The 22,465-nt window shown below is 52.3% G+C and carries 12 protein-coding genes; all 12 read right to left on the reverse strand.

Going from position 1 to position 22,465, the window contains the following annotated elements; all coding sequences use genetic code 11:
- Positions 1-53: 53 nt before the first annotated feature.
- A complete protein-coding gene (locus tag A3841_RS01390; protein ID WP_073850495.1) occupies positions 54-1,328 on the reverse strand; it encodes a Gfo/Idh/MocA family oxidoreductase in 1,275 nt (424 codons plus the stop codon).
- 941 nt (positions 1,329-2,269) lie between these two features.
- Positions 2,270-3,724, reverse strand: coding sequence for a sulfatase-like hydrolase/transferase (locus A3841_RS01395; protein ID WP_235861245.1), 1,455 nt, complete (start codon positions 3,722-3,724; stop codon positions 2,270-2,272).
- A gap of 126 nt (positions 3,725-3,850) precedes the next feature.
- A complete protein-coding gene (locus A3841_RS01400; protein ID WP_235861246.1) occupies positions 3,851-5,311 on the reverse strand; it encodes a sulfatase family protein in 1,461 nt (486 codons plus the stop codon).
- Positions 5,312-5,411: 100 nt separating this feature from the next.
- Positions 5,412-7,148, reverse strand: coding sequence for a DUF4886 domain-containing protein (locus A3841_RS01405; protein ID WP_083610112.1), 1,737 nt, complete (start codon positions 7,146-7,148; stop codon positions 5,412-5,414).
- Positions 7,149-7,235: 87 nt separating this feature from the next.
- Positions 7,236-7,934, reverse strand: a complete 699-nt coding sequence (locus A3841_RS01410; RefSeq protein ID WP_073850497.1) for a DUF3823 domain-containing protein — start codon at positions 7,932-7,934, stop codon at positions 7,236-7,238.
- 11 nt (positions 7,935-7,945) lie between these two features.
- The gene (locus A3841_RS01415; protein ID WP_073850498.1) at positions 7,946-9,832 is read right to left on the reverse strand and encodes a RagB/SusD family nutrient uptake outer membrane protein; all 1,887 of its coding nucleotides are present in this window, start codon (positions 9,830-9,832) and stop codon (positions 7,946-7,948) included.
- 12 nt (positions 9,833-9,844) lie between these two features.
- Positions 9,845-13,006, reverse strand: coding sequence for a SusC/RagA family TonB-linked outer membrane protein (locus A3841_RS01420; RefSeq protein WP_083610115.1), 3,162 nt, complete (start codon positions 13,004-13,006; stop codon positions 9,845-9,847).
- 1,031 nt (positions 13,007-14,037) lie between these two features.
- Positions 14,038-14,973, reverse strand: a complete 936-nt coding sequence (locus A3841_RS01425) for an ROK family protein (protein ID WP_073850499.1) — start codon at positions 14,971-14,973, stop codon at positions 14,038-14,040.
- A gap of 53 nt (positions 14,974-15,026) precedes the next feature.
- Complete coding sequence (locus tag A3841_RS01430) at positions 15,027-16,463, reverse strand: glycoside hydrolase family 125 protein (RefSeq protein WP_073850500.1); 1,437 nt, start codon at positions 16,461-16,463, stop codon at positions 15,027-15,029.
- 79 nt (positions 16,464-16,542) lie between these two features.
- Positions 16,543-18,819 carry a GH92 family glycosyl hydrolase gene (locus A3841_RS01435; RefSeq protein WP_073850501.1) on the reverse strand — a complete coding sequence of 759 codons (2,277 nt, stop codon included), beginning with the start codon at positions 18,817-18,819 and terminating at the stop codon, positions 16,543-16,545.
- Entirely contained in the window at positions 18,819-21,071 is a 2,253-nt protein-coding gene (locus A3841_RS01440) for a GH92 family glycosyl hydrolase (RefSeq protein WP_073850502.1), read from the reverse strand. The genes A3841_RS01435 and A3841_RS01440 overlap by 1 nt, the downstream gene beginning before the upstream one ends.
- A gap of 165 nt (positions 21,072-21,236) precedes the next feature.
- Complete coding sequence (locus tag A3841_RS01445) at positions 21,237-22,268, reverse strand: LacI family DNA-binding transcriptional regulator (RefSeq protein WP_073850503.1); 1,032 nt, start codon at positions 22,266-22,268, stop codon at positions 21,237-21,239.
- Positions 22,269-22,465 lie beyond the last annotated feature (197 nt).

The following is a 22,465-nucleotide window of genomic DNA, read 5'->3' on the forward strand; positions in this document are numbered from 1 at the left end:
CAAAGTATAATTCTAACCTGTTAAAGAATGCTTTTAACTTCTTAGCCAAACAGTTACACCAGCGTCCAGTCGGAGCGCATCGGTTGGTATACCAGGCGGTTGGCCCCTTCGTCGTTGATGAACTCCTGCTTTACGGGGTCGAACTTGAGCGAGCGCCCTAAGCGCAACGCTGCCAGGCCCATATTTACCAGCGTGCAGGAGCGGTGGCCGTTTTCTTCGTTCAGGGCAAACTTCTGGCGGTTCTTCACAGCCTGCACAAAGTCCGTTACCTGTGGCTCCGGATCAGGGAAAGCGGCTAATTTCCTTCTAAGGTCAGGAATGTCGGAGCGGAAGCCCGGGTAGAGTTTGCCTTTAGGCCCCTCGATGTAAGGAATGTTTTCCTCCTTGCCCTCGCCATCCAGGATAATTTGGCAACCGTCTTCGTACGTATAAGTAATCCTGCGCCAGGTTCCTACGGCGTCGGTGTGTTGCTGTGGCGCATCGATCTCCACGGAAACCGGGCTGGTGTTATCTTTGCCCAGGAAGTACTGGATGGGGTCTAGGTAATGCTGGCCCATATCGCCAAGGCCGCCACCATCGTAGTCCCAGTAGCCACGGAACGTGCCGTGCACGCGGTGCGGGTTGTAGGGCTTGTAAGGGGCAGGGCCCAGCCACATGTTGTAATCCAGTTCTTTAGGCACGGGCGTCGGGTTCAGATTGGTCTGGCCTACCCAATAGAACTTCCAATCATAGCCGGTGCCGCGGCCCACGGTTACTTTCAGCGGCCAGCCCAGCAGGCCGCTATCCACCAGTTTCTTGATCGGCTTTACAGTGGTGCCCATGCCGTAGAAAATATCATCGAAGCGGAACCAGGTGTTGAGGCGGAAGATGCGCCCGTGCTGCTGCACGGCTTCTACCACGCGCTTGCCCTCTCCTATCGTCCGGGTCATCGGCTTTTCACACCAGATGTCTTTCCCGGCGCGGGCCGCATCCGCGGCCATAATGCCGTGCCAGTGCGGCGGAGTGGCGATGTGCACAATATCCACTTCCGGCATCTGGATCAGCTCCCGGTAATCGGTAAAGGTTTTCACGCCCTTGCCCAGCATGTCCACCGCTTTCTTCAGGTGATTTTGGTCTACATCACAGACGGCTACTACCCTCGTGTCGGCATAAGCGAAGTGGTTGCGCCCCATGGCTCCTACGCCAATTACGCCTTTGGTAAGCTGGTCGCTAGGGGCTACATAGCCTTTCCCGCCGAGCACAAACCTGGGTACAATGGTAAAAGCGGCGAAAGCCATCGCAGACTTCTTAATAAAGTCTCGTCTTGGGTTCTCTTTGTCTGGTTTCATGAAGCACAGAGATTTTTACAAATTTATTTTTATAGGGATATGGCTGCGGTGAGCCATGTAAAAACAAACAGTAAGCGTAAAATCCGAAACCAATAGGTGCTGGCCCTTTTAGGCGGCGGCACTTCGGAGGTAAGCTGTTCTTTGCCGCTGTTCAGGCGTGAGAGCTCATCGTAGCTTCTTGCCTTTAGCGTTGGTAGTGGTAGGAAAGCGCAGTGTAGGCTGGTCTTCTCTTGTTTTGATTAGATTTTCTGCACAATTCCGGTTGTACGCCAGGTGGCTGAAAATTAGCATTTAAGCCTTTCAATATAGAGATTTAAATATTAAGAGTAAAGCTTCCTCTCTTTTAAAGCAGGATTTATTTAGGCTTCAACAGCACGTACTTAAACGTCGTTCTGCCTGTTAAGCTGATGTCCTCTTGTTATAACAGCCGTTGGCACCCTAAAACTAAAGTATAAAGTATGGCCATACTTTGGCCGCAACCTTCGACAGAAGGGCCTTGAGGAAGGCAGCGTATATTTAAAGAACCAGCTGGAATCTGGGATAGGACAAAGGCAAGGCTTTAAAAAGAATAGGGGACCCACGCTATCGTGGGATCCCCTATTCATACTTTGTACAATGTGGCGACGCGGGAAATTCTTATACTTCCCTGATATGTTAACCGGCAGAGCGTTTCTAATCAGCCGGGTATAGGTCTTTCTCCGGTTGCAAAGGCAAAGATACCATCGGGATCAGTCAGGCCTTCTTCAGACCACAGAAGATGGCACCTGCGGTCTCGTTTATACTTGAGGGGGCTTCTACATAGCCTCCCGGCGGTCATTTCTTTTGAAGTTTTATCATCTTTGAAAGTATAAAACCCGGTAAAGTATGCTTAGGTTTTGCTTTATCACAAGGTTCCTGGCATCTATGCAATGGATATTACTTAAAACCGATTTCTTAATGCTTCAATCAGGCTTCTTCATCTCTGCCCGAACCTTTTTAATCCATGCCTGATGGAGTTGCAATAACTCTTCAACCCTTTCAGGATGCTCAGCGGCCACGTTCCTCTTCTCGGACACGTCCTCCTCTAAATTCACTAAAAATAATTTAGGAAGCTCTGCAGCTGAAGATTCTCCTTTTGCCAAAGGCTCTGTCACATTACCAATCAGTTTCCAGGAGCCTTTTCTAACGACCCACTGTGACTCTTCACTCCTGTAGTTTCCTATCTGCCAGTAAACCACGTCATGCAATGTCTTTGAATTCGCATCCTTAATAAGGGGCATCAGGCTCTTGCCGTCAATACTTTCTTTAAACTTTGAGCCTGTCAGCTCCGCAATGGTAGGGAACCAATCCATCTGCATCACAAGCTGCTCCCTTACCTCGCCTGCCGGAATCTTTTTGGGGTACCTGATAATGGCCGGAAGACGTATCCCGCCCTCGAACAGGCTAAACTTGCTGCCCCGGTAAGGCCCGGCGTTGCCACCCCCCCAATTAGCCATCCTTTCTTTGCTATGCCCATTGTCTGACTGGAAGACGATGATCGTATTCTCTGTCAGGCCCTTCTCATCCAGGTAATCCAGTATTTTCCCTATCGCCTCATCGGTATCCGAGACAAAGGCGGCGTATTCTTTTCTGGGCGTAGGCAAGTCTTTATAATGTTCCAGCCACCTGGGAGCACCCTGGTAGGGGTAATGCGGCGAGTTAAAGGCCCAGTAGATAAAGAAGGGGGAGCCGGCATCATTGTCAATGACAGATTTTACCTCCTTCAACATCAAGTCCGTGAAATGCTCTCCCGGCCTGTAGATCTCCTCAGCGTTTCTGTATAAATCGTGTATACCAGGCCCATAATAGAAATGGGAATAGTTATCTATAAACCCATTCCGGTGCCCAAAGAAATAATCGAAACCCTGGGCATTCGGAAGGTTCTGCAGTCTCTCCCCCAAGTGCCACTTCCCAATTAGGGCGGTGCGGTACTCGTTCCCCTTGAGCATCTCGGCCATGGTTACCTGCTCGGTGGGCAGGCCATACTGGCCGGTTTTAGCAGCGTTATCAGGGTGAGGCATATTATTGGGCACCCCGGCCCTCAGGTTGGTCTTGCCTGTCAGCAACGCCGCGCGTGAAGGAGAGCAAATGGGGGCGGCTGCGTAGAACTGCGTAAACCTCACACCTTCCTTCGCAAGCCTATCCATGTTAGGGGTGTGTAAGTCTCTAGCACCATAACTGTTCAGGTCTATTGAACCATGGTCATCCGTCATGATGATGATGACATTTGGCTTAGCCTGATTCTTTTGAGTTGAGCTGGCTCCCATAGGAGTGACAGCTTGAGCTTCAGATTTAGCAACGATATTGACCAAATGGCTCTGAGCTTCCGCGGAACCTATAAAAAGACCCAATACCACGAAAAGAAAATTAGTTTTCATATGTGTATTGTATTTTTGTAGCAACTATATGTAGCATCCCTTAAAACATTACCTCTACAAATTGCCGCCTTACACTGTTGCCAGCTTCCCTGAGGCAAATGTCCCTTCACCTTCTATTCTAAGGATTTAATCTGCGATCTTCATTTCTGAACGAACCCGATCAATCCATGAGCGATGAAGCTTTAGTAACTCATCGACCTTATCAGGATACTCAGCAGCCACATTCGTTTTCTCAGACACATCTTCTTCTACATTCACCAGAAATAATTGAGGGAGTTGTGAGCTTTTTCCTTTTGCCATCGGTTCCGTTACATTCCCAATCAGCTTCCAGGGCCCCTTTCTAACGGCCCATTGTGATTCCTCGCTCTTATAATTCCCTATCTGCCAGTGAACTATATTGTGCGATGAACTTTTCTTCCTTCTTTTTATTATAGGCATGAGGCTTTTGCCGTCAATATTTTCTGTGACTTTCGAGCCTGTCAGCTCCGCAATGGTAGGGAACCAGTCCATCTGCATGGTAAGTTGGCCCCTCACCTCACCTGCCGGAATCTTTTTGGGGTACCTGATGATGGCTGGAACGCGTATCCCGCCCTCGAACAGGCTGAACTTGCTGCCCCGGTAAGGCCCAGCGTTGCCGCCTCCCCAATAAGCCCGCTCTTCTTTACTATGTCCATGATCTGACTGGAAGACGATGATCGTATTCTCTGTCAGGCCCTTCTCATCCAGGTAGTCTAGTACCTTGCCTATGGCCTCATCTGTGTTGGAGACAAAGGCGGCGTATTCCTTTCTGGGGGTGGGCAGATGCTTATACTTTTCCAGCCACTTGGGAGCACCCTGGTAGGGGTAGTGCGGCGAGTTGAATGCCCAATAGATAAAAAAGGGGGTGGCGGTATTTCTATCGATCACGGATTTTACCTCCTTCACCATTACATCTGTAAAATGCTCTCCCGGCCTGTAGACCTCCTCAGCGTTTCTGTATAAATCGTGTATAAAAGGGCCATCCCAATAGAAAAAATGGGAGTGATTATCTATAACACCATTGCGATGCCCAAAGAAATAGTCAAACCCCTGGGCATTGGGGAGGTTCTGTGGCCTATGCCCTAAATGCCATTTGCCAATGAGGGAAGTATGGTATCCGTTCTTCTTCAGCATTTCGGCCATGGTTACCTGTTCGGTGGGCAGGCCGTACTGCCCTCTTTCATCCGCACGCTCCGGGATAGGCACATTATCGGGCAGCCCGGCCCTCAGGTTGGTCTTGCCTGTCAGCAATGCCGCACGGGAGGGTGAGCATACGGGGGCCGCTGCGTAGAACTGCGTAAACCTCACGCCTTCCTTCGCAAGCCTGTCCATGTTGGGGGTGTGTAAGTCAGTGGCGCCGTAGCTGTTCAGGTCTATCGAACCCTGATCATCAGTCAATATAACGATGACATTTGGCTTGGCGCGTTCCCCTTGCGCAGGGTGAGCTCCTCTGAGTGGGGCAGCCCGAACTACATGGTTCTTCCCTTTTTCTGCAATGTATTCCTGTGCCCCAGCAGAGAAGCTTAGGGCGAAGAGCATCAAAAAGCAATAAAGAAATCTCATGGCCATCTTTTTACTGGTGTACTATACTTGGTACAGCTTAAAAAAAGAACCAGAGTCCACATTAAAGTAAACTCTGGTCCAATCAATCTATTCACAATCAATCAACCTATTGTCCCGGAGCGAGCCGCATGGCACCAAAATAGTAGAACCCTGACCCGTTATTATTATTCTCGCCCGCCGTCACGGTAACCGTGATATTTCCGTTGAAATCCGGCTGTATGCCATCTGCGCACACCGTTTGGTCCTTGTTGTTCGACGTCTGCAGGTATACTGTTTTTGCGTTCTCCCCGCCAACGATGAACTTCGTCTCCCGGTTATCGCCAACACCCGATCTTGAACCATAGAAACACAGGTTATAGGTGGTGTTCTTATCCAAACCAGACAAGGTGATCTGGCTCTGCCTGATCTCCAGGTTCTGCCATACGCCACGGGTATTCCCGTAGTATGATTGCGTCGAAACCTCAGCCGGCATGTTGAAGTCTGTGTTTGTCACACTCTCCCCTGCCTCGTTCATCGCATTGAAACGCTGCGTCACAACCAGGGAAATGTTGGTATAGGCATCATTCTCATCTTTCAGGTTTCCAATGGAAGCTCCCTCGTGATGGTCTCCCAGCGTGTTCCATTTAGGAACGATCTTGTGCCCAAGGTTCACATAAACCGGTGCCGTCAACGGCGCGGCCTCCCCTGCCTGATAATCGGAAAGTATGGTAACCTTATCCGGATTCACCACGGCGGCGTGCGCGGCGTGTTGCGCTATCTCCGCATCAAGCTCCGTCAGGCCAGCTGGTTTATAGGAGTTGCCCACCACATTGATTCCGGTTAGCGCCTCAAACCAGGTGCTTGCAGCCGTGTATCTGCCAATCCCGAAGTCCAGGTGGTAGCCGTCCCGGGTAAAGTTGTCGCCGATCAGGGTGTTGCGCCCGTTCTGTATGGCGGTGCCCGCCGGAATCACGTAATCCATGTCGAAGGCGATCTTTGCCTTCCGAACCGCCTCCACTATGGACTCATACATCACCTTCTGGTCATTCCCATAGTTTGGAAAGTCTGAGTGGGTGGAACTTTCGTCGTAGGCCCAGGTTTGGTGCAGGATATAGCGCGCCTCCGGATTGGTAGCGTGTTCTTTCACATACTTCACGAGAGCGGGCAGCGGCGTTGTGAAGGTTTCATACTTCCCTGAGTTGCCGCTTACCTGCTGAAAGCTGACATAATCCCAGTTCTCGTCGGTTATCGCATATTCAATCGTTGTCTGAGGCGTACTTGTTTTCTCTCCGTTCTCTATCTTCCTGTAATCATAGGCAGGGGCATTGCCCTGTGCGTTGCTCCAGTGCAGATCCAAAGAAGCGCCTCCTATGTAGAGGTTACCGATCACGATCGGCACATTCTCGGCCGCCGCCAGTTCGTAAAGGTAGCTTTCTATGGCATCCTCAGAAAAGCTGTTCCCGATGGCCAGTACCTTGATCACGCCGTCGTCTTCCGGACCAGTAACCGTCACCTCGAAAGAGGCACTCACCTTCCTGTCGGAAGAGGAGAAAGTCATGGTGGCAACCCCGCTTCTTTTGGCGGTAACCACGGCGGAGTAGTCATCATTCATACTGATGCCCGCCACATCAGGATTATTGGTTGCCCAGCTGTAGGTTCGCTGCGGACTTACCTTGGGTGTGAAGGTGGGCTTTACAACCAGCTCATCCCCTACCTGAAGCGTTGCCTTGTCAGTATCCAACACCACCGACTGCTCAATGCCCTGTACATCATCGTCTTTGTCACAGGATACTGACGTCAGGGTGAAAAGGCTCAGTAACACGTACAGGAGCACTTTCATTTGTCCTTGTAGAAAAGGTCTCATAATTTCAAATGATTTATTGATTTCAAGTTAAAGCAGTTTCATGCAGGAGCCTCTTAGCAAAGGCTCCTGCTTTAACTCCCTTGCAGATTATATTTCCAGAAGAACGGGCGGCGCATAGTTATACTTTGCCTCGGGAGCGTCAATCAAGGCTCCTACCCTGAAGTAGTATTTATTGCCAGGCTTCAGATTGCCGCTGTTGGCCTCCAGGTTAATCTCGAGTCTGTACTGCGTCACGTCGTTGCTCACCTGGTTGAAGTTAACCACCGACGCTACAGCGTTGAGGGGCGCCCCGACGGTCGGCTCCTGATGGGCAAATAAGCCAATCCGGCTGACCTTATTCGTCACCGTCTGGTCCAGGTTGAACGTAGCCACGACCTTGTTTCCCTGCTTTTCGATCTGCACATTCCGGACGCGGATGTAGGGCTGTACCTCAAAATTCTTCACGGTATTCCCCTTCACCACAATCTCCTCCGATTCCACCGGCACGAAGTTTCCGCGTACCGGCCTGATGGTATAGGTACCCGCGAACATCAGGTTGTTGCGGTAGGTGCCGTCGTTCTTTACCACCACATACTGGATTTGCGGATTATCATACCCGTGCTCCGTATACTCGATCTGCATCCCGTTGATGATGTCCTGCTGAATCAGTTCCCCTGTTTCCTGGTCATAGATCCCTCCGTTGATGCTTGCGTTCGGGCCCTCGTAGTTGTCAAGCTCGTTTAATTCACACCCCCCCAGAAGGAACAGGCTGAGCAGTGCAATGCTTAAGGTCTTTATACTTTTCATAACCGTCTTTCTTAATGTTGTGGGTTCTGAATAACTCCGTTGTTGTTTACACCAGGGATGCTCCTGTAGTAATCTCTCTCCGGGAAGGTGTTAGGCTGCGCACCCGGCACTTTCTTCCGGATATAGATATAGGCCGGCTCCTCTCCGCGTAGGTCCAGCATGGGCACCAGGGCCGTCTTCACGTAGTTGTTAAAGATCTGGTGGTAAGTGCGTCTTCTTATCAGGTCCCAGTATTCCTTGTTCTCGAAGGCCAGTTCCACAGAGCGCTCCCGCAGGACATTCTCCAGCGTCAGCGGGATATCGACCGTATGCCCTGCCCTTCTTCGGATGGCGTTCAGCCCCTGGGCGGCAAGGTCCGCATTCCCAAGTCCGCTTTCGGCTACCGCCTCGGCATAGTTCAGCAGCACTTCCGCATACCGTATGTCAATAAAGTCGGTGGTTGATTGTAACCAGGTGTTGATGCTAGCTCCCTCATCCAGGAATTTCTTCATCAGGAAGCCTGTACGCGTCATGTTTGGCGTTCCGTCAAAGCCCGAGTATTGGTTTGTCGTCGCAGCCCCGTAGGCGTGGTAGGTTGTTCCATTGTGCTCCACGGAGCCCTTCGTGCTCAGGACACTGCCATCCGGACGGACGATACCTCCCTGAATAACGATCTCCGTGCCTTTCCATTCTGCTCCGGGATGGATGACGGAAGCGAAGAAGCGTGCATCTTTGCCCTCAAAAATCTCTTCCGGGGAAGCGAACCGGAGGTACTCGGCTGAAGGATTGAACTCCCCAAGCTGTACCTGCCCATCAGTGGTCGTCACAATTGGCGCAGCCTCTCCCGGGTGCTCATAACTCTCGTATTGGTCGACAAGCTCCAGCACAGGGTTGGTGCGTCCTACGTGCGGGAAACCCTCTCCGGTCTGGTTAGGATTGTTCCAGCCATCATAGTCGTGCGCCAGCGGTCCGCCGGCATAGCCGTAGCCTTTCATAAAGAGCACTTCCGTCAGCGCGTCATTCGGCTCCATGAACAGTTTCTGGTAGTTTTTGGCAGCCTCCTGCGGGTTTGCCGGGCTCGACATGTATAGTCCGAACTGACCGGAATTGATCACTGCCTCGGAAGCCGCAATAGCCTCCTGGTAGTACCGGTTTGCTTCAGAGGCAGGCATCCCTACCAATCCGGCGGAAACAGCTTCGCCTGAAAGAGGAGCACGATCCCAATACTTCGCCACGGAGGCTGCGTGGAGGGCAACGCGCGACTTAAGGCCCGCCGCTGCCCATTTCGTGGCTCTTCTCTTGCTTTCGTCTACGCTCTGCCGGGTCTCCGGAAGTTTTTCAAAGGCGATATCCAGTTGTGCCAGCACAAAATCCCAGGTCTCTTTTTCGGTGTTTCGCGGCACACGCAGGCTCTCCCAATCAGTCGTGTAATCCTGGTTCTCCGTGACAATGGGCACCCCGCCATATCGCTTCACCAGCCCATAGTAAGTATAGGCCCGCAGGAATGCGATCTCTCCTTCGATCCCCTTTCTTTCCGCTTCTGAGAAATCAACCTTAGCCGCAGATTCTTCAAGCAGGTTTATATCCCGGTTAAGCTGGTATCCCCGCCCCCACCATTGGTTGTTGAACTCGTTCCAGTTGGGCCACTCGGAGTGAATGGCCTCCAGGCCGTACTGGGATAAGGACAGGGAACCCGTGTTTCCGCGGGCGTTGAACCCGGCACGCGGGAAGTACACGAAATCTTCTACAGGCAACTCATAATACATATTGGCCAGGTAGCTCCTGATCCCGCTCGGGTCGGAAAGCACAGCCTCTGCAGGCACCTTGTTCTTCGGCTCCACGTCCAGGGTATCATTACAGGAGCTGAAGGTTCCTAGCAGGAGCGCTATAAGCAAGTATGTAAAGCTTCTATTTTTCATGATCGATTTAATTTAAAAGGAAACATTCACGCCGAAGTTGAAACTCTGCATCAGCGGGTAGTTGTAACCGCCCTGATATTGCCCTTCGTGTTTCTCAGGGTCGAATTGCTTCAGGAAGGAATCAGAGAATGTCAGCAGGTTGTGTGCGTTGGCGTAAACCCGTACCTGATTCAGGAAAGACTTGCCGGTGATGTGCGCCGGGATGGTGTAGCCGACCTCTAAGCTCTTCATGCGCAGGTAGCTGGCATTCATCCTCCAGGCGTCGCTCTCCCTGTAGGAAGACTGCATGTACTCCGCAAAGCGGTTGGCAGGCCATTTTCCGGGCACCCACTCCGAGTTCGGGTCATACGGGTTGGCCAGGTGCCATCTGTCGTAGAAGTAGGCGGGGATATTTCCGCCATTGAAGAACATCTGGCTGTATACCTCATTGAAGCGGATGGTGTACAGGGCCGCTCCCTGGAACACGGCAGTCATATCGAAGTTCTTATAATCGGCAGTCAGCGTGAAGCCATAGAACAACTTCGGCGTACCGTTTCGAAAGATCGGCATCACGTCTTTTCCGTCGATAATCCCGTCGCCGTTCACGTCATCATACATGAAGTCCCCAGGCAGGATACGCGAGTTGCCGAGGTTGCCCCCATGGATCGGACCCTCATTGATTTGATCCTGGTTCTGGAACTGCCCGATTCTGTCGTAGCCCCATACCATGTCGTTCCACCTGTCCGGGAAACCGTGTCTCCAGCGGTCCCAGCTGCTGGTCGGATCTGGTTTATCCACCACCTTGTGCATCGTGCGGGCAAGGTTCATGTTGGCACTGATGCCATAGGTGAAATCGTTGATGCTGTTGCGGTGGGAAACAATGAAGTCGAAACCCCTTGTCAGTTCACTCTCCAGGTTCTCAATCGGCATCTCTCCCCCAAAAGTGTTGGGCAGGCCGCCTTCACGGGTTTTCAGTTTCCCGGTTTTCTCCCGCTCATAGTAGTCTGCCTCAAAGCTCAGCTTGTCGTTAAAGAAGCTACCTTCTACCCCGATATCGGCAATGGTCGACTCTACCCAGGTGAAGTTCGGGTTGATCACCCCAGGGGCAACCATGCCACCCGTCACGATACCGTTGGTGAATTCTGCACCCTGGTTGGCTGCAGGGCTGAAGCCCAGCACGTGCTGAAAGGCAGCGCCCACGTTTTCACCAATCTGGCCATAAGATCCTCTGATCTTCAGGTCGTTGATAAAGTTGAAGTTGTTTTTGACAAAATTCTCTTCCGAAATCCTCCAGCCGGCAGATACAGTCGGGAAGAAAGCCCAGCGGTGGCCTGGGGCGTAGCGGTACGAGCCGTCGTAGCGGAAGGCAAAGCTCGCCAGGTACTTCGCTGCGAAGTCGTAGTTGACGCGCCCGATGTAGGACATGGTGGCTTCCTCTACTTCGCTGCCTGAATTGGTCTGAAGACCTCCGGCAAAGTCCACCACGTCGGTGGTGAAGAAGTCATACTCCCGTTTCAGGTAAGAGTACTTCTTCTCATAGTGCTTCTGCTCGAAAACCGCTGTTGCACTCACGTTGTGCTTATCAAAGAAGGTGTTTTCATACGTCAGCTGCCCCTGGAACACCAGGCGGTTGGCATCATCAATGGCATTGGCAATGCGTGGCGGGTTGATCACCTGCGGCGCCAGGTCCTGAGAGTAGACCGTATAGTTCTTCCATACGTTTTTGTTAAACATGTTCCGGCTGTCGTAGGAGGCCGTAGCCCTTGCTTCCAGCCCCTGCAGGAAGGGCACATCCCAGGCCAGGGAAGCAGAGGAGGTAAAGTCCTTGTTCTCGTTGGTGGTGTAGCCTGCATAGCTATCCTGAGCCATCAGCACCGGGTTCTGCTGGTTGTGGATGTTGGCAGGGAAGTTGGGGTCATCGTTGATGAAAGGACGCTCGTGCGGGTGGCTGATGATGGTGCCTTTGTAGATCCACATGAATCCGTCACCGCCCGGGTATTCCCTTTCGCTATACTTCCCGGAGAGCATCACTTCCGCCCTCAGGTTGTCGGTAAGCTGCAGGCCAAGGTTGGAGCGGAAGTTATACCGGTTATAATTGATGTCGTTGCTTTTGAATAAGCCACCCTCGGAGAAGGTTCCAAGGCTCACGAAGTAATCGGCCTTCTCTGTGCCCCCACGCACGGAGAAGTTATGCTGGTGCTGGGTAGCGTAGTCCTTGAAGGTTTCGTCAAACCAGTCCGTGCTCCTGAAACCGGCACCTCCCTCGCGCCAATTCTGCAGCTCATCAGCCGAAAGGTAGTGGTTGCCGTCGCGATAGAAAACGGCATCGTTATACATTTCGAGGTACTGCCCTGCCGTCGACATTTCCGGCACGTTGGTGGGCGTCTGAAAACCTACGGTACCATTATAGTTAAAGGTGGGCTTCCCGATAACACCTTTCTTGGTGGTTACCAGGATAACGCCGTTGGCAGCGTTCAGGCCGTAGATGGCAGCAGAGGCATCCTTGAGGATGGTGATGCTCTCGATATCGTTCGGGTTAAGCTGCTGGAACTCTACCCCTCCGTCCCGCACAATCCCGTCGATCACGTAGAGCGGCTCCCCGAACCCACGGATATTGATGGAAGATGAAAAGCTACCCGGCTCCCCGTCCTGCTGGCGGATCTGCAGTCCCGGGACCTTTCCCTGAAGGCTCTGCGCCAGGCTCGAACTGGTAGTGGTGGTGATGTCCTCGGCTTTGATGGTAGAAATAGCCGACGTCAGGTTTTCCTTTTTCTGGGTTCCGTATCCAACCGCAACCACCTCAACCTCTCCCAGGCCGGTTGCATCTAATTCCAGAGCAACAGTCACGTTAGTTCGGCCGGAAACGTTTACCTCCTGTGGCTTATACCCCAGGTATGTGACAACCAGTACGGCGCTCTGCCCCACCCGAATGGTGAAATTGCCATCGGAATCGGACGTTACACCGTTTGTAGTTCCTTTCTCCACGATGCTGGCACCCGGAAGTAACACCCCCTGGTCGTCTGTTATTTTGCCCGTAACTGTTGTCCGGTCCTGAACGGATGCAAGGACTAAACCGCTTTCGGGCGCTTTGTAGAACGTAGCACTTGCCTGAGAAGGGAAGAGCGGTAAGAGAGCAGCGAGAGACACCAACCGCCATCCCTTGCGCAAACGCCTGTTAAAGTAAATATCTGTCATAACTTTTGGATGTTAATTGAACTTTGAACCTTTATGGCCTTGCATCAACCCTAAGTGGCTGAAAAGCATCGCTCCACAACAGAATCAAATGTACTAAAACGTTTTAGTAAAATGCAACCAAAATATTAGAAAATCGCTGATAAAATATATAAAGCGAGCTAGTACTCACTTAGAGGCCTCCTGAGGCCAAAAACATATCCGGCTGGCAGCCTGTAACCAGCTCCCAAATGAGGCCTGGCAGCGGGCAATTTCCGTCATATTACCATACAAATCTGGCGTCTACGCCCTGCCGCTGCCGCCTGCGCGCGACTGCCCCAATTATACTATGCCAAGGCAGGCTTTTGGAGAATCTGATGGAAGTAAGGCCATCCCAAAGTGAGTGAGTCTCCACAGTGCCGGGGCAGCACCCTCCCCGTCCGGTGGAAGGATCTTCGTCAGGCCGGGCCCGACAGGGGAGATACCTGAATTTCAGGGAGCAGTTTGACATAATAGTAATCAACCACTCAACCCTATTAAATTCATTTAAATCGTGAGGTTATACAGATGCCAGATTGGTTCTTGCGCGCCCTCAGCACCCGACCAGCCCCGGAGGGATTTGAAAGTATAAGCCCCTTCGTTCAGGAATTCATGGAGTATCCGGCACCGCCTGACGCCAGGTAAGGGACATCTTTGGATAAGCAAGCAGACAGAGGCTGCCAATGGGAAGTATAGAAGTATAAGTCAGTTAAAGAAGTAAACCTTTGCAGCTAGCGAAAGGAACACTCTGCTCCCGGGACCGGCCTAAAGTATCACCAGAAAGTATGAATTTAGAACACCTTTGGCACGCGCACTGCGGTGTAGCTAAAAGTATAAAAGCATGGGCAAAGCCAGGAAGTATAAGTATAGGCTGAAGTATAAAGTATGAAAGTATGGACTAAAGTATAAACTAAGGTGACTATACAAAGTATAAGGACCTGCCCGGATTCACCGAACAGGTCCTTAATACGTTAGGTCTGTTTTAGCACAGGCCAGTTCCACAAGTATAGCCAACCTTAAAAGAACGCCTTTAATGCCGCTTGTTGCTTCCAGTAATCCAGCTTCATCAAATGTGAGGCGCCCAGCATGTTACAGTTCTCGGTGTCCTCCACAATCTCAATTTGCAGCCCAAGCGGCACGCCCAGCGTGTCCCTCAATGCCTCCACGAAAAGGTGGTGTGATCTGGCGATGTTCCCGCCGATCAAAAGCGCCTCCGCGTTAAATTTCTCCAGGTGCGGCGACAGGAATACGGTCAGGTTTTCCACAAACTCCTGGAAAACCTCATGCTTTGCTTCACTATGTGAGGCCACAATTTCCCGCACGCCGGTATGGGTCTCTCCTGTCATGGCCCTATACTTACGCACAAACCAGCGGGTAGAAAAGTAATCATCGGCAATGCCGTCTTTAAACTCCTTATCCCACAGGCACCCGTTCTCCGGAATCAGCGCGTCTTCGATCGTGGGCAGGGCATTTAGCAGGAATGCTGCTCCAAAGCCGGTGCCCAGGGTGAGGGCCACAGTTCTTTTATGAAGCACCTGCTGCTGTAGGGCAGCGCCCACCGCAAAGGAAGAGGCGTCGTTGAAGAAGTGAATCTTCTCCTCCGGGATGTTGATCAACGCACTCAACGGTTTGCGAACGTCCACCCTATAAAGGCATTCATACTTATCGTTCCCGGCAAACATCGCGACACCGTTCGGGTAATCGAACGGACCTGGCATGGCAATACCAATGCCGGCAAGCTCCATACTTTCATTACATGCACGGTGGCTTAGCGCCTCCCGGATCGTACCGGCCCAGGCTTCCAAAATAGCTTCTTTCGAAGCCTTGCTATCAAGCTTCTGGTTGATGCTGGTGCCGGGAATGACCTCGAACTGGTCCAGACACACTGCCGCCGCCGTAATGTGGCTTCCCCCGATATCAACTCCCAGGGCAATCTTCCTATCTTTTGTCATTCATCCATTCTGATTTAGCTGTAGCATACTTATTCTGACCACAGCCACTCTCCCTATAGCAATTGCGGTTTTTCCTGGTACGTCTTCCAGAGCAGCTCCCCAAATAAGGTGTTCGCCCAGGCAAACCACTTACGCGTAAATTGCGAGGCATCGTCCTTGTGGAAGGCCTCGTGCATGAACCCGGTGCCCGCGTGGGTCGACTTCAGCATACCGATGCACTTCTGGATTTCCTTCTCATCCTTAGTGGTCAAGGCCTGCACGATGATGGACATGTGCCAGATCGTATCGACCGCAATGTGAGGCCCACCAATGCCTTCCGCGACTTTGCCCTTAAAGAAGAAAGGGTTGTCCAGGGAAAGTATAAAGCGGCGGGTATTCTTGTAAATAGGATCTTCGCTATCCACAGCGCCCAGGTATGGGAGGGACAGTAAGCTCGGAACATTGGCGTCATCCATCAGCAAATGGTTGCCATAGCCGTCCACCTCAAAGGCATAGATTTTCCCGTGGTTAGGGTGATTCACCACCGCATGGTTTTGCAGGGCTACTTTCACCTCATCACTCAGCTGTTTTAACTCGTCAGCCGTTGCCTTGTCCTTGGCAAGCTCCGTCATCATCTCGGCCGCCTGCTGCAAACTAACCACGGCAAAGAAGTTGGAGGGCACCAGGAAGGAGAACACCGTGGCATCATCGCTTGGCCGGAAAGCCGAAGCGATCAGCCCCACCGGCTTGACAGGATAACCATAGCCTTGCAGCGCCCTGGTATCGGTACCTGAGGCCGTTTCCCGCTGAAAAGAATAGTCACCCTTCCCATCCTTCAGCTGCTGGTTTTTAAAGGTTTTCAGGATCAGCTTGATGGCGTTTTGCCAGTCCTCATTGAAAGGCGACGTATCTCCGGTGGTTTTCCAGTAGCCGTAGCCCAGGCGGATCGGGTAGCACAGGGAGTCGATCTCCCACTTGCGCTCGTGTACGCCCGGTTGCATGTCGGTGATGTCTTTCACCCAATGGCCTGTCTGGGTCGGATCGTTGTAGAAGGCGTTTGCGTAAGGGTCCTTCAGGACGTAGCTGGTCTGCCGGTTGATGACTCCCGCGATCAGGTTCTTGAGGTTCTTGTCTTTCTTGGTAAACGGCAGGTAGGGCCATACTTGCGCCGAACTGTCGCGCAGCCACATCGCGTCGATGTCGCCGGTGATCACATAGGTATCCGGGCGGCCGTTCTTTTCGGAATAGGTAACGGTGGTATCCAGCGTGTTAGGGAAGCAGTTATTGAATAGCCAGGCCAGTTCCTCGTCCTTTACCTTTTTGCCGAACTCCTTAATGGCTTTCTCGATCACCTTGCTGCTGAAATGACGCTTCGCCTCCGGGGTTCTCACCTCCGGAAAACGCTTGGAAAGAATATCGGTCAGCGACGGCGCCCCAACGGCTGACAAAGGGTCCAGCATGACAAAACCTCCGGCAAGGGCTGCATTCTGTATAAAGTTTCTTCTTTTCATATGATTCCTTATTTCACTTTCTTCTGCTATGGCAGCTCTGGTTATAAGCTTGATTTTATACTTCTATTTGAACCTCACCTCAACGGGAAACAGAGTATGGCTTGTCGCTTTCTTTGGTCCCTCTCGACTTGTTGGGTTTGCTGCTCATTTTATACTTCAGGTGCCCCCCATCCACGATATCCGCATGCCGGATGTAGTTCTTCGAATAGGCTTTCCCGTTTAACCTGGCCGACCGGATGTACACGTTCTCCTTGCTGTTTCCTTCCGCCTCAACGATAAATTGTTTCCCGTTTTCCAGGTTAATGGTCGCTTTCCTGAAAACCGGACTCCCCAGCACATACTCGTCCGTACCCGGCGTCACACTGTAAAAGCCTAAGGCACTCAGCACATACCAGGAAGATGTCTGTCCCTGGTCCTCGTCTCCGGGGTAGCCGTTCTCGGTGGAATTGTACAGGCGCTCCATCACCTGCCGTGCCCAGTACTGCGCCTTCCAGGGCTGCCCGGCATAGTTATAGAGATAGATCATGTGCTGGATCGGCTGGTTTCCGTGCGCGTACTGGCCCATATTGGCCAGCTGCATTTCCGTCATCTCGTGTATCATGTAGCCATAGGAGCCCGTGTTTACCGTATTGGGTGAGGAAAATACCGAATCCAGCTTGCTCACAAACCGCTCCTCCCCGCCAAGCAAGCCGATCAGCCCCTGCACATCGTGGAAGACTGACCAGAGGTAGTGCCAGGCATTCGCTTCGGTAAAGGGGCCTCCCCATTCGAAAGGGTCAAAGTCCGGGTTCCATTTGCCATTAGCCTGACGCCCACGCATAAAGCCTGTTGCAGGATCGAACACGTAGCGGTAATTATACATCTGGCGCTCGAAGACGCCTTGGTAAAAGGCATTGTCGGTCATCTTAGCCAATTGGTAGCCGGTGAAATCGTCGTAGGCATACTCCAGGGTCTTGGCGGTGCCTTCTTCATACTTTGGATAGGGAACATACCCTAAGGTGTAATATTCCTGCCAGCCTTCCCGCCCGTTCGAAGGCCCCCAGGGACCTTTGTTGGTAGCCGTGTGGTAGTATGCTTCCAGTGCCTTTTGCGGATCGAAAGTGCGGATGCCCTTCACCCAGGCATCGGTAAGCAATGTTATGGCGTGGTTCCCGATCATGCCGCCGTTCTCATGCGGGAAAGACCAGCTCGGCAGCCAGCCGCTTTGCTCCTGCACATCCAGCAAGGCGGCCATGTAGCGCCCGTGCTGGGTGGGGTGCAAAATGGTGTTGAGGGGGAATTGCGCCCTGAAGGTATCCCAGAAGCCGGTATCGGTAAAAAGATATCCTTCGTGAAGTTTCAGGTCATAGGGGCTGAAATAATACGGCTCTCCGGCTGCATTCACTTCATAGAACTTGCGGGAAAACAGGTTGGCCCGGAATAGGGTGGAGTAAAAGGTGCGCAGCTGCTCTTCTGTGCCGCCTTCCACGACCACCTTCCCCAGTTGCTTGTTCCATACTTTACGGGCTGCCTCTCTGGTGTCCTCCAGAGCCGTGTGTTTCCCGAGCTCCTGTTCCAGGGTAAGCCTGGCCTGCTGCAGACTAACATAAGAGGAGGCGGTCCGGGCTTGTACTTTTTTTCCTGAAGCGAACTCGAGATAAGCGCCAACACCTTTCCCTTCTGCAGCGGTTTCTCCAGGCCACTGCCCACCTTTGCGGTTGTCCCAGGTGCCGTAGGCTTTAAAAGGCTGATCAAACTCGATGACAAAATAATTCAGCAGCTTCCCGACCAGCCGGCCGTTGGAAACATAGCCGGTAATGCGGTTGTTGTCCGGGTCGATCTTTACGGAACTGAGGCCGTTGTAGCCATCCAGTACTAAGTATGATCTCGCTCCTTCAGGAAAGCTGAAGCGCAGGTGAGCACCACGTTCAGTAGGGGAAATCTCCGTGGTGATCTGGTTGTCAAGAGTGACCTTATAGTAGTGGGGCTTGCCTAGTTCGTTAGCGTGGCTGAACCGGGTAGCGCGCTCTTCTTCGTGCAGTTTCAACTCCCCTACAACCGGCATGAGTGAAAAAACCGCGTAGTCTCCGCTCCAGGAGCTGCATTGGTGTGCCTGCTGAAAACCCCGGATCGAATCCTTGGCATACTGGTATTTCCAGCCATTGCCGTTCTTTCCGGTCTGCGGGGTCCAGGTGTGCATGCCAAAAGGCAAAGCCGTGGTAGGATAGGTATTGCCGTAGGTGAGCTTGAAAGACGAGTTGGTGCCTTGCAGGGTATTCACATACGCCACCAGGTCCCGCTCCTGCCGGGCGTAGGCCGGAAAGCCCATGCCCAGCAGGAGTACTATTATGAAAGTATAAAAAGCCGGTTTTCGCATTATTTCAAGGAAGGCGGAGCTGCTTCCACAGCGGTTCCCCAATTCTTATTAGGCTTTAGCCCCATGGTCAGTTCCAGTTCCCCACCGTTGCTGATGTCTTCATGCGAGAACCACGGCTTGTTCCACTCTTTCCCGTTCAGGCGCGCCGACTGGATGTACTTGTGCTCCGGATCATAGTTTTTAGCAATGATTCGGAACTCCTTTCCATTCCCCAGATCCACAACCGCCTTCTCAAACACCGGGCTGCCGATGTTATAAACCGGCATGCCGGGCGTTACCGGGTAGAAGCCAAGCTGCGAGAAGACTACAAAGGCAGACATCCCTCCCCCGTCTTCATCACCAGGCACCCCCATCAGGTCGTTCCGGAACCAGGTATCCACCAGGAAGCGGATCATCTTCTGGGTTTTCCAAGGCTGGCCTGCATAGTTGTACAAGTATGGAATGTGGAGGGAAGGCTCATTGGCCATGGAGAACTGCCCCACGTTGCCCGTCTGATCGGGTAACTGGGCGTAAAAGTCAAACTTGCTCCTGCCCAGCGGCTCCTCAAACAGCTGGTCCAGGTTCTTCAGGAAAGCTTCGCGTCCCCCCATCAGGGAGATCAGGTCGGCTACGTTGTGCTGCACGTCCCACTGGTAAGTCCAGGCATTGTTCTCCCCATAATAATCACGGGCACCCATGCCGCCAGCGAATTTGTAATCAAAAGGCTCGATGAAGTTTCCGGCTGAGTCCTTCGGATGGAAAAACCCCGTTTTCGGATTAAACAGGTTTCTATAGTTGTAAGATTTCTCCTTAAAATACTTCGCGTCGGCGGCGTAACCAAGTTCATCGGCAATTCCTGCCAACGCCCACTGGTCGTAGGCGGTTCCCAGCGTTACAGCAATGGCCTGACGGCGCTCAAAGGAATTCACCTCCGGGATATATTCCCCCTCTCCGGGCCTGAGAGCCGGGATAAAGCCTTTTTCTTTATAAAAACGGTCCAGTTCTCCGGCAGGCGCTGCCGACCAGGGAGCCAGTGTTTTCTCTGTGATCGCGTTTTTGGCAGCCTCGTAGCCTGCCTTCAGATCAAAGTTGCGCAGGCCTTTCTGCCAGGCGTCGAGCAGGGTTGCCACGCCATGATTAGAATTCATGCGCCTGCTGTCGCCGGTGATCTCCGGGAAAGTGGGCAGCCAGAACCTGTCCATTTGCCGGGCCATCAGCACGAAGGAATGCAGGATATCCTCCTCTTTAGCCGGATCGATGAGCACGTTCAGCGGGTGGTGCGCCCGGTAAGAATCCCAGATCCAGTCGTCGGTGTAGAAATTGCGCTCCGTTTGGTGCACTTTGCCATCGAATGCACTGAAGTACCGGCCATCTTCCGTGATGTTCACCGGTCGCTCAAACGTACGGTATAACGAAGTATAAAAAACCATGCGTTCATCCGCAGAGCCACCTTCAATGCTGATCTTCCCGAGTGCCTCGTTCCACTGTTTACGCGCCTGGTTCTGTAACTCGGCTATACTTTTGCCGGCTACCTCGCGCTGCATATTTTGTTTGGCCTGGGCGGCATCAATAAAGGAAATGCCATAACGAACCCTCAGCGATTGCTGGGAGGCAGGATATTCCAGTACCATACTGGCTTCGCGGCCAGTAGCAGCAGTTCCGGCAGAAAGCTTTCCTTCCTGCAACACAGATACTTTCGAAGGCTGCGTCTCAGGCGCTATGTAAACATAAATGCGTGTGTTGTTTGCCAGCTCCTGGTAACCGGAAAGTGCTTCCCCATCCCACTTTATTTCCCCCTGCCTGGAGCTGATCACCAGGTATGAGTCTTCCCGGCGCCCAAAGTCGATTTCATAGAGAGCGGCCTGTGAGGCAAGGCCGTAGCGGACGTCCATCTCCTGCTCATCGAGGTAAACGGAATAGGAATAAGGGGTGATCTTCTCCTGATCGTAGCTATACTTGATAACCGATCTCAACCCTGATGCAGGCCCCTGGTAGGGGTTCAGGCTGAAGGCGGAGCTCCCGCGGTGGCTGGTAACGGCCACAGGAAGGCCGCGAAGGCGCACGCCCGTATAGTCGTTTCGTTCGGGGTATACCCGGAGCATGCCGTTCGGCAGGTGCATGGTAGGGTAGGTTGGCACCAGCAGGTGACTTATATTTCCCATGTAGGGATTAACCTGGTCTACCGGTTCTATGGCGGCTTTCTGCATGGTAGCGCAGCTGCCCAGCATAAAGCTGCATACAATTCCTAAAACCTTGAGGGAACTCTTGATCATACCGTATTCCTAAATCGTTTTAGCAAAAAAGCGAAAAAAATACCCATTTGCAAATATGAAGTTATTTCCACCCACAGATTACAGCTTTACAAGGACGAAGAAAGTAATTACTTACACTCTTCCCGGATTCGCGGCAGGAAGCTATGGATGCGGCATCAAACACGATCAAAGGCTCTTGACATCCTTCTGCTGCGAGGAGTCCCGCTCCTGCAGCCTGGCCGTCAGCACCACCTGGTGCAGGGCTTTCTTCTCATTTTTCAGTAAATCCAGCATGATCTCCATCAGCTTGCTGCCAATTTCTTCCAGCGGCTGGGCTACCGCCGAAATAGAGGGTGTATGGATCCGGAAAAACTCATTGTCATCGAAGCTCATAATCCCCCACGCGTGCAGCTTGCCGGGGAAATGCTCCCGCATTACCAGCAAGCCCTGCTGGGCCAGGTAGTTGGTGGCAAAGAAAACAGCATCCAGGTCCGGGTTAGCCTCAAAAAACTTCCGCATATGCTCCTCACCTTCCGAAGCATCTTCCCCGAAGGGCAACTCCAGCACCCGGCTTCTCAATTTTGCCTCTTTCACCGCCTTTTTATATCCCTTTAAGCGGTCCACCATCTGGGTTTGGCTGGCGGCAATCGTTACAAATCCAATCTTCCTGTAGCCATTCCCGATGAGGTGTTTTGTTGCCTGGTAAGTGGCGTTCTCATTGTCTATCACCACATAATTCGTTTCCAGCTCGGGGAAGTAACGGTCGAAGAGGATCACGGGGACGCCCTCCTGGAGCAGGGCCTTGATCTGCTTTTTGGCCCCTGCCGAAGGGATGATGATATAGCCGGTTACCTGCTGATCCCGGAACACCTGAAGGAGCTCCCCGGTGTGCCGGTCGTCGTTCTCGTTGCTGCAAAAGATAACCTTGTAGCCTTTCTGGTAGGCGATGACTTCGATGATGCGGGCCAGCCGGGCGAAGAAGGGGTTAGAGATATCCTCGACCATAAAAACGATGACATTGGTCTTGCCGGTGCGAAGGCTTTGTGCCAGTTGATTGGGCCTATAGTTGATCTCCCGGGCGTAGCCGAGGATCTTTTGGATCACTTCCTCTGAAATGCGCATCTCCGGCCCCTTGCCGTTCAAAACAAAGGAGACGGTGGTCACGGAGACATTCAGATGAGCGGCAATGTCTTTTATGGAAGGTCGTATGGGTTTCAAATTCGGTAAGCAGTTAGCGATAAAAGTATAATACTGATAATCAATCAGCCTTTTATACTTACAAGGGCCCTCGTTCCGGGTGCCCTTCGGGAGGTGAGTTGCCTGGTGGTGCCCCGCCTGTTTGCCTACAAGTATAAATTCAAGTATAAAAGTATGGCTAAAGTATAAACAGGGCACCGGGGTTTCCTAAAAAAGCT

The organism is Pontibacter flavimaris, from assembly GCF_001907195.1.
Classification (GTDB): Bacteria; Bacteroidota; Bacteroidia; order Cytophagales; family Hymenobacteraceae; genus Pontibacter; species Pontibacter flavimaris.

Bases quoted from the DNA above. Each gene is read 5' to 3' on its own strand.
- A3841_RS01390 (WP_073850495.1), bottom strand. From the start codon at position 1,328: ATGAAACCAGACAAAGAGAACCCAAGACGAGACTTTATTAAGAAGTCT.
- A3841_RS01395 (WP_235861245.1), bottom strand. From the start codon at position 3,724: ATGAAAACTAATTTTCTTTTCGTGGTATTGGGTCTTTTTATAGGTTCC.
- A3841_RS01400 (WP_235861246.1), bottom strand. From the start codon at position 5,311: ATGGCCATGAGATTTCTTTATTGCTTTTTGATGCTCTTCGCCCTAAGC.
- A3841_RS01405 (WP_083610112.1), bottom strand. From the start codon at position 7,148: ATGAGACCTTTTCTACAAGGACAAATGAAAGTGCTCCTGTACGTGTTA.
- A3841_RS01410 (WP_073850497.1), bottom strand. From the start codon at position 7,934: ATGAAAAGTATAAAGACCTTAAGCATTGCACTGCTCAGCCTGTTCCTT.
- A3841_RS01415 (WP_073850498.1), bottom strand. From the start codon at position 9,832: ATGAAAAATAGAAGCTTTACATACTTGCTTATAGCGCTCCTGCTAGGA.
- A3841_RS01420 (WP_083610115.1), bottom strand. From the start codon at position 13,006: ATGACAGATATTTACTTTAACAGGCGTTTGCGCAAGGGATGGCGGTTG.
- A3841_RS01425 (WP_073850499.1), bottom strand. From the start codon at position 14,973: ATGACAAAAGATAGGAAGATTGCCCTGGGAGTTGATATCGGGGGAAGC.
- A3841_RS01430 (WP_073850500.1), bottom strand. From the start codon at position 16,463: ATGAAAAGAAGAAACTTTATACAGAATGCAGCCCTTGCCGGAGGTTTT.
- A3841_RS01435 (WP_073850501.1), bottom strand. From the start codon at position 18,819: ATGCGAAAACCGGCTTTTTATACTTTCATAATAGTACTCCTGCTGGGC.
- A3841_RS01440 (WP_073850502.1), bottom strand. From the start codon at position 21,071: ATGATCAAGAGTTCCCTCAAGGTTTTAGGAATTGTATGCAGCTTTATG.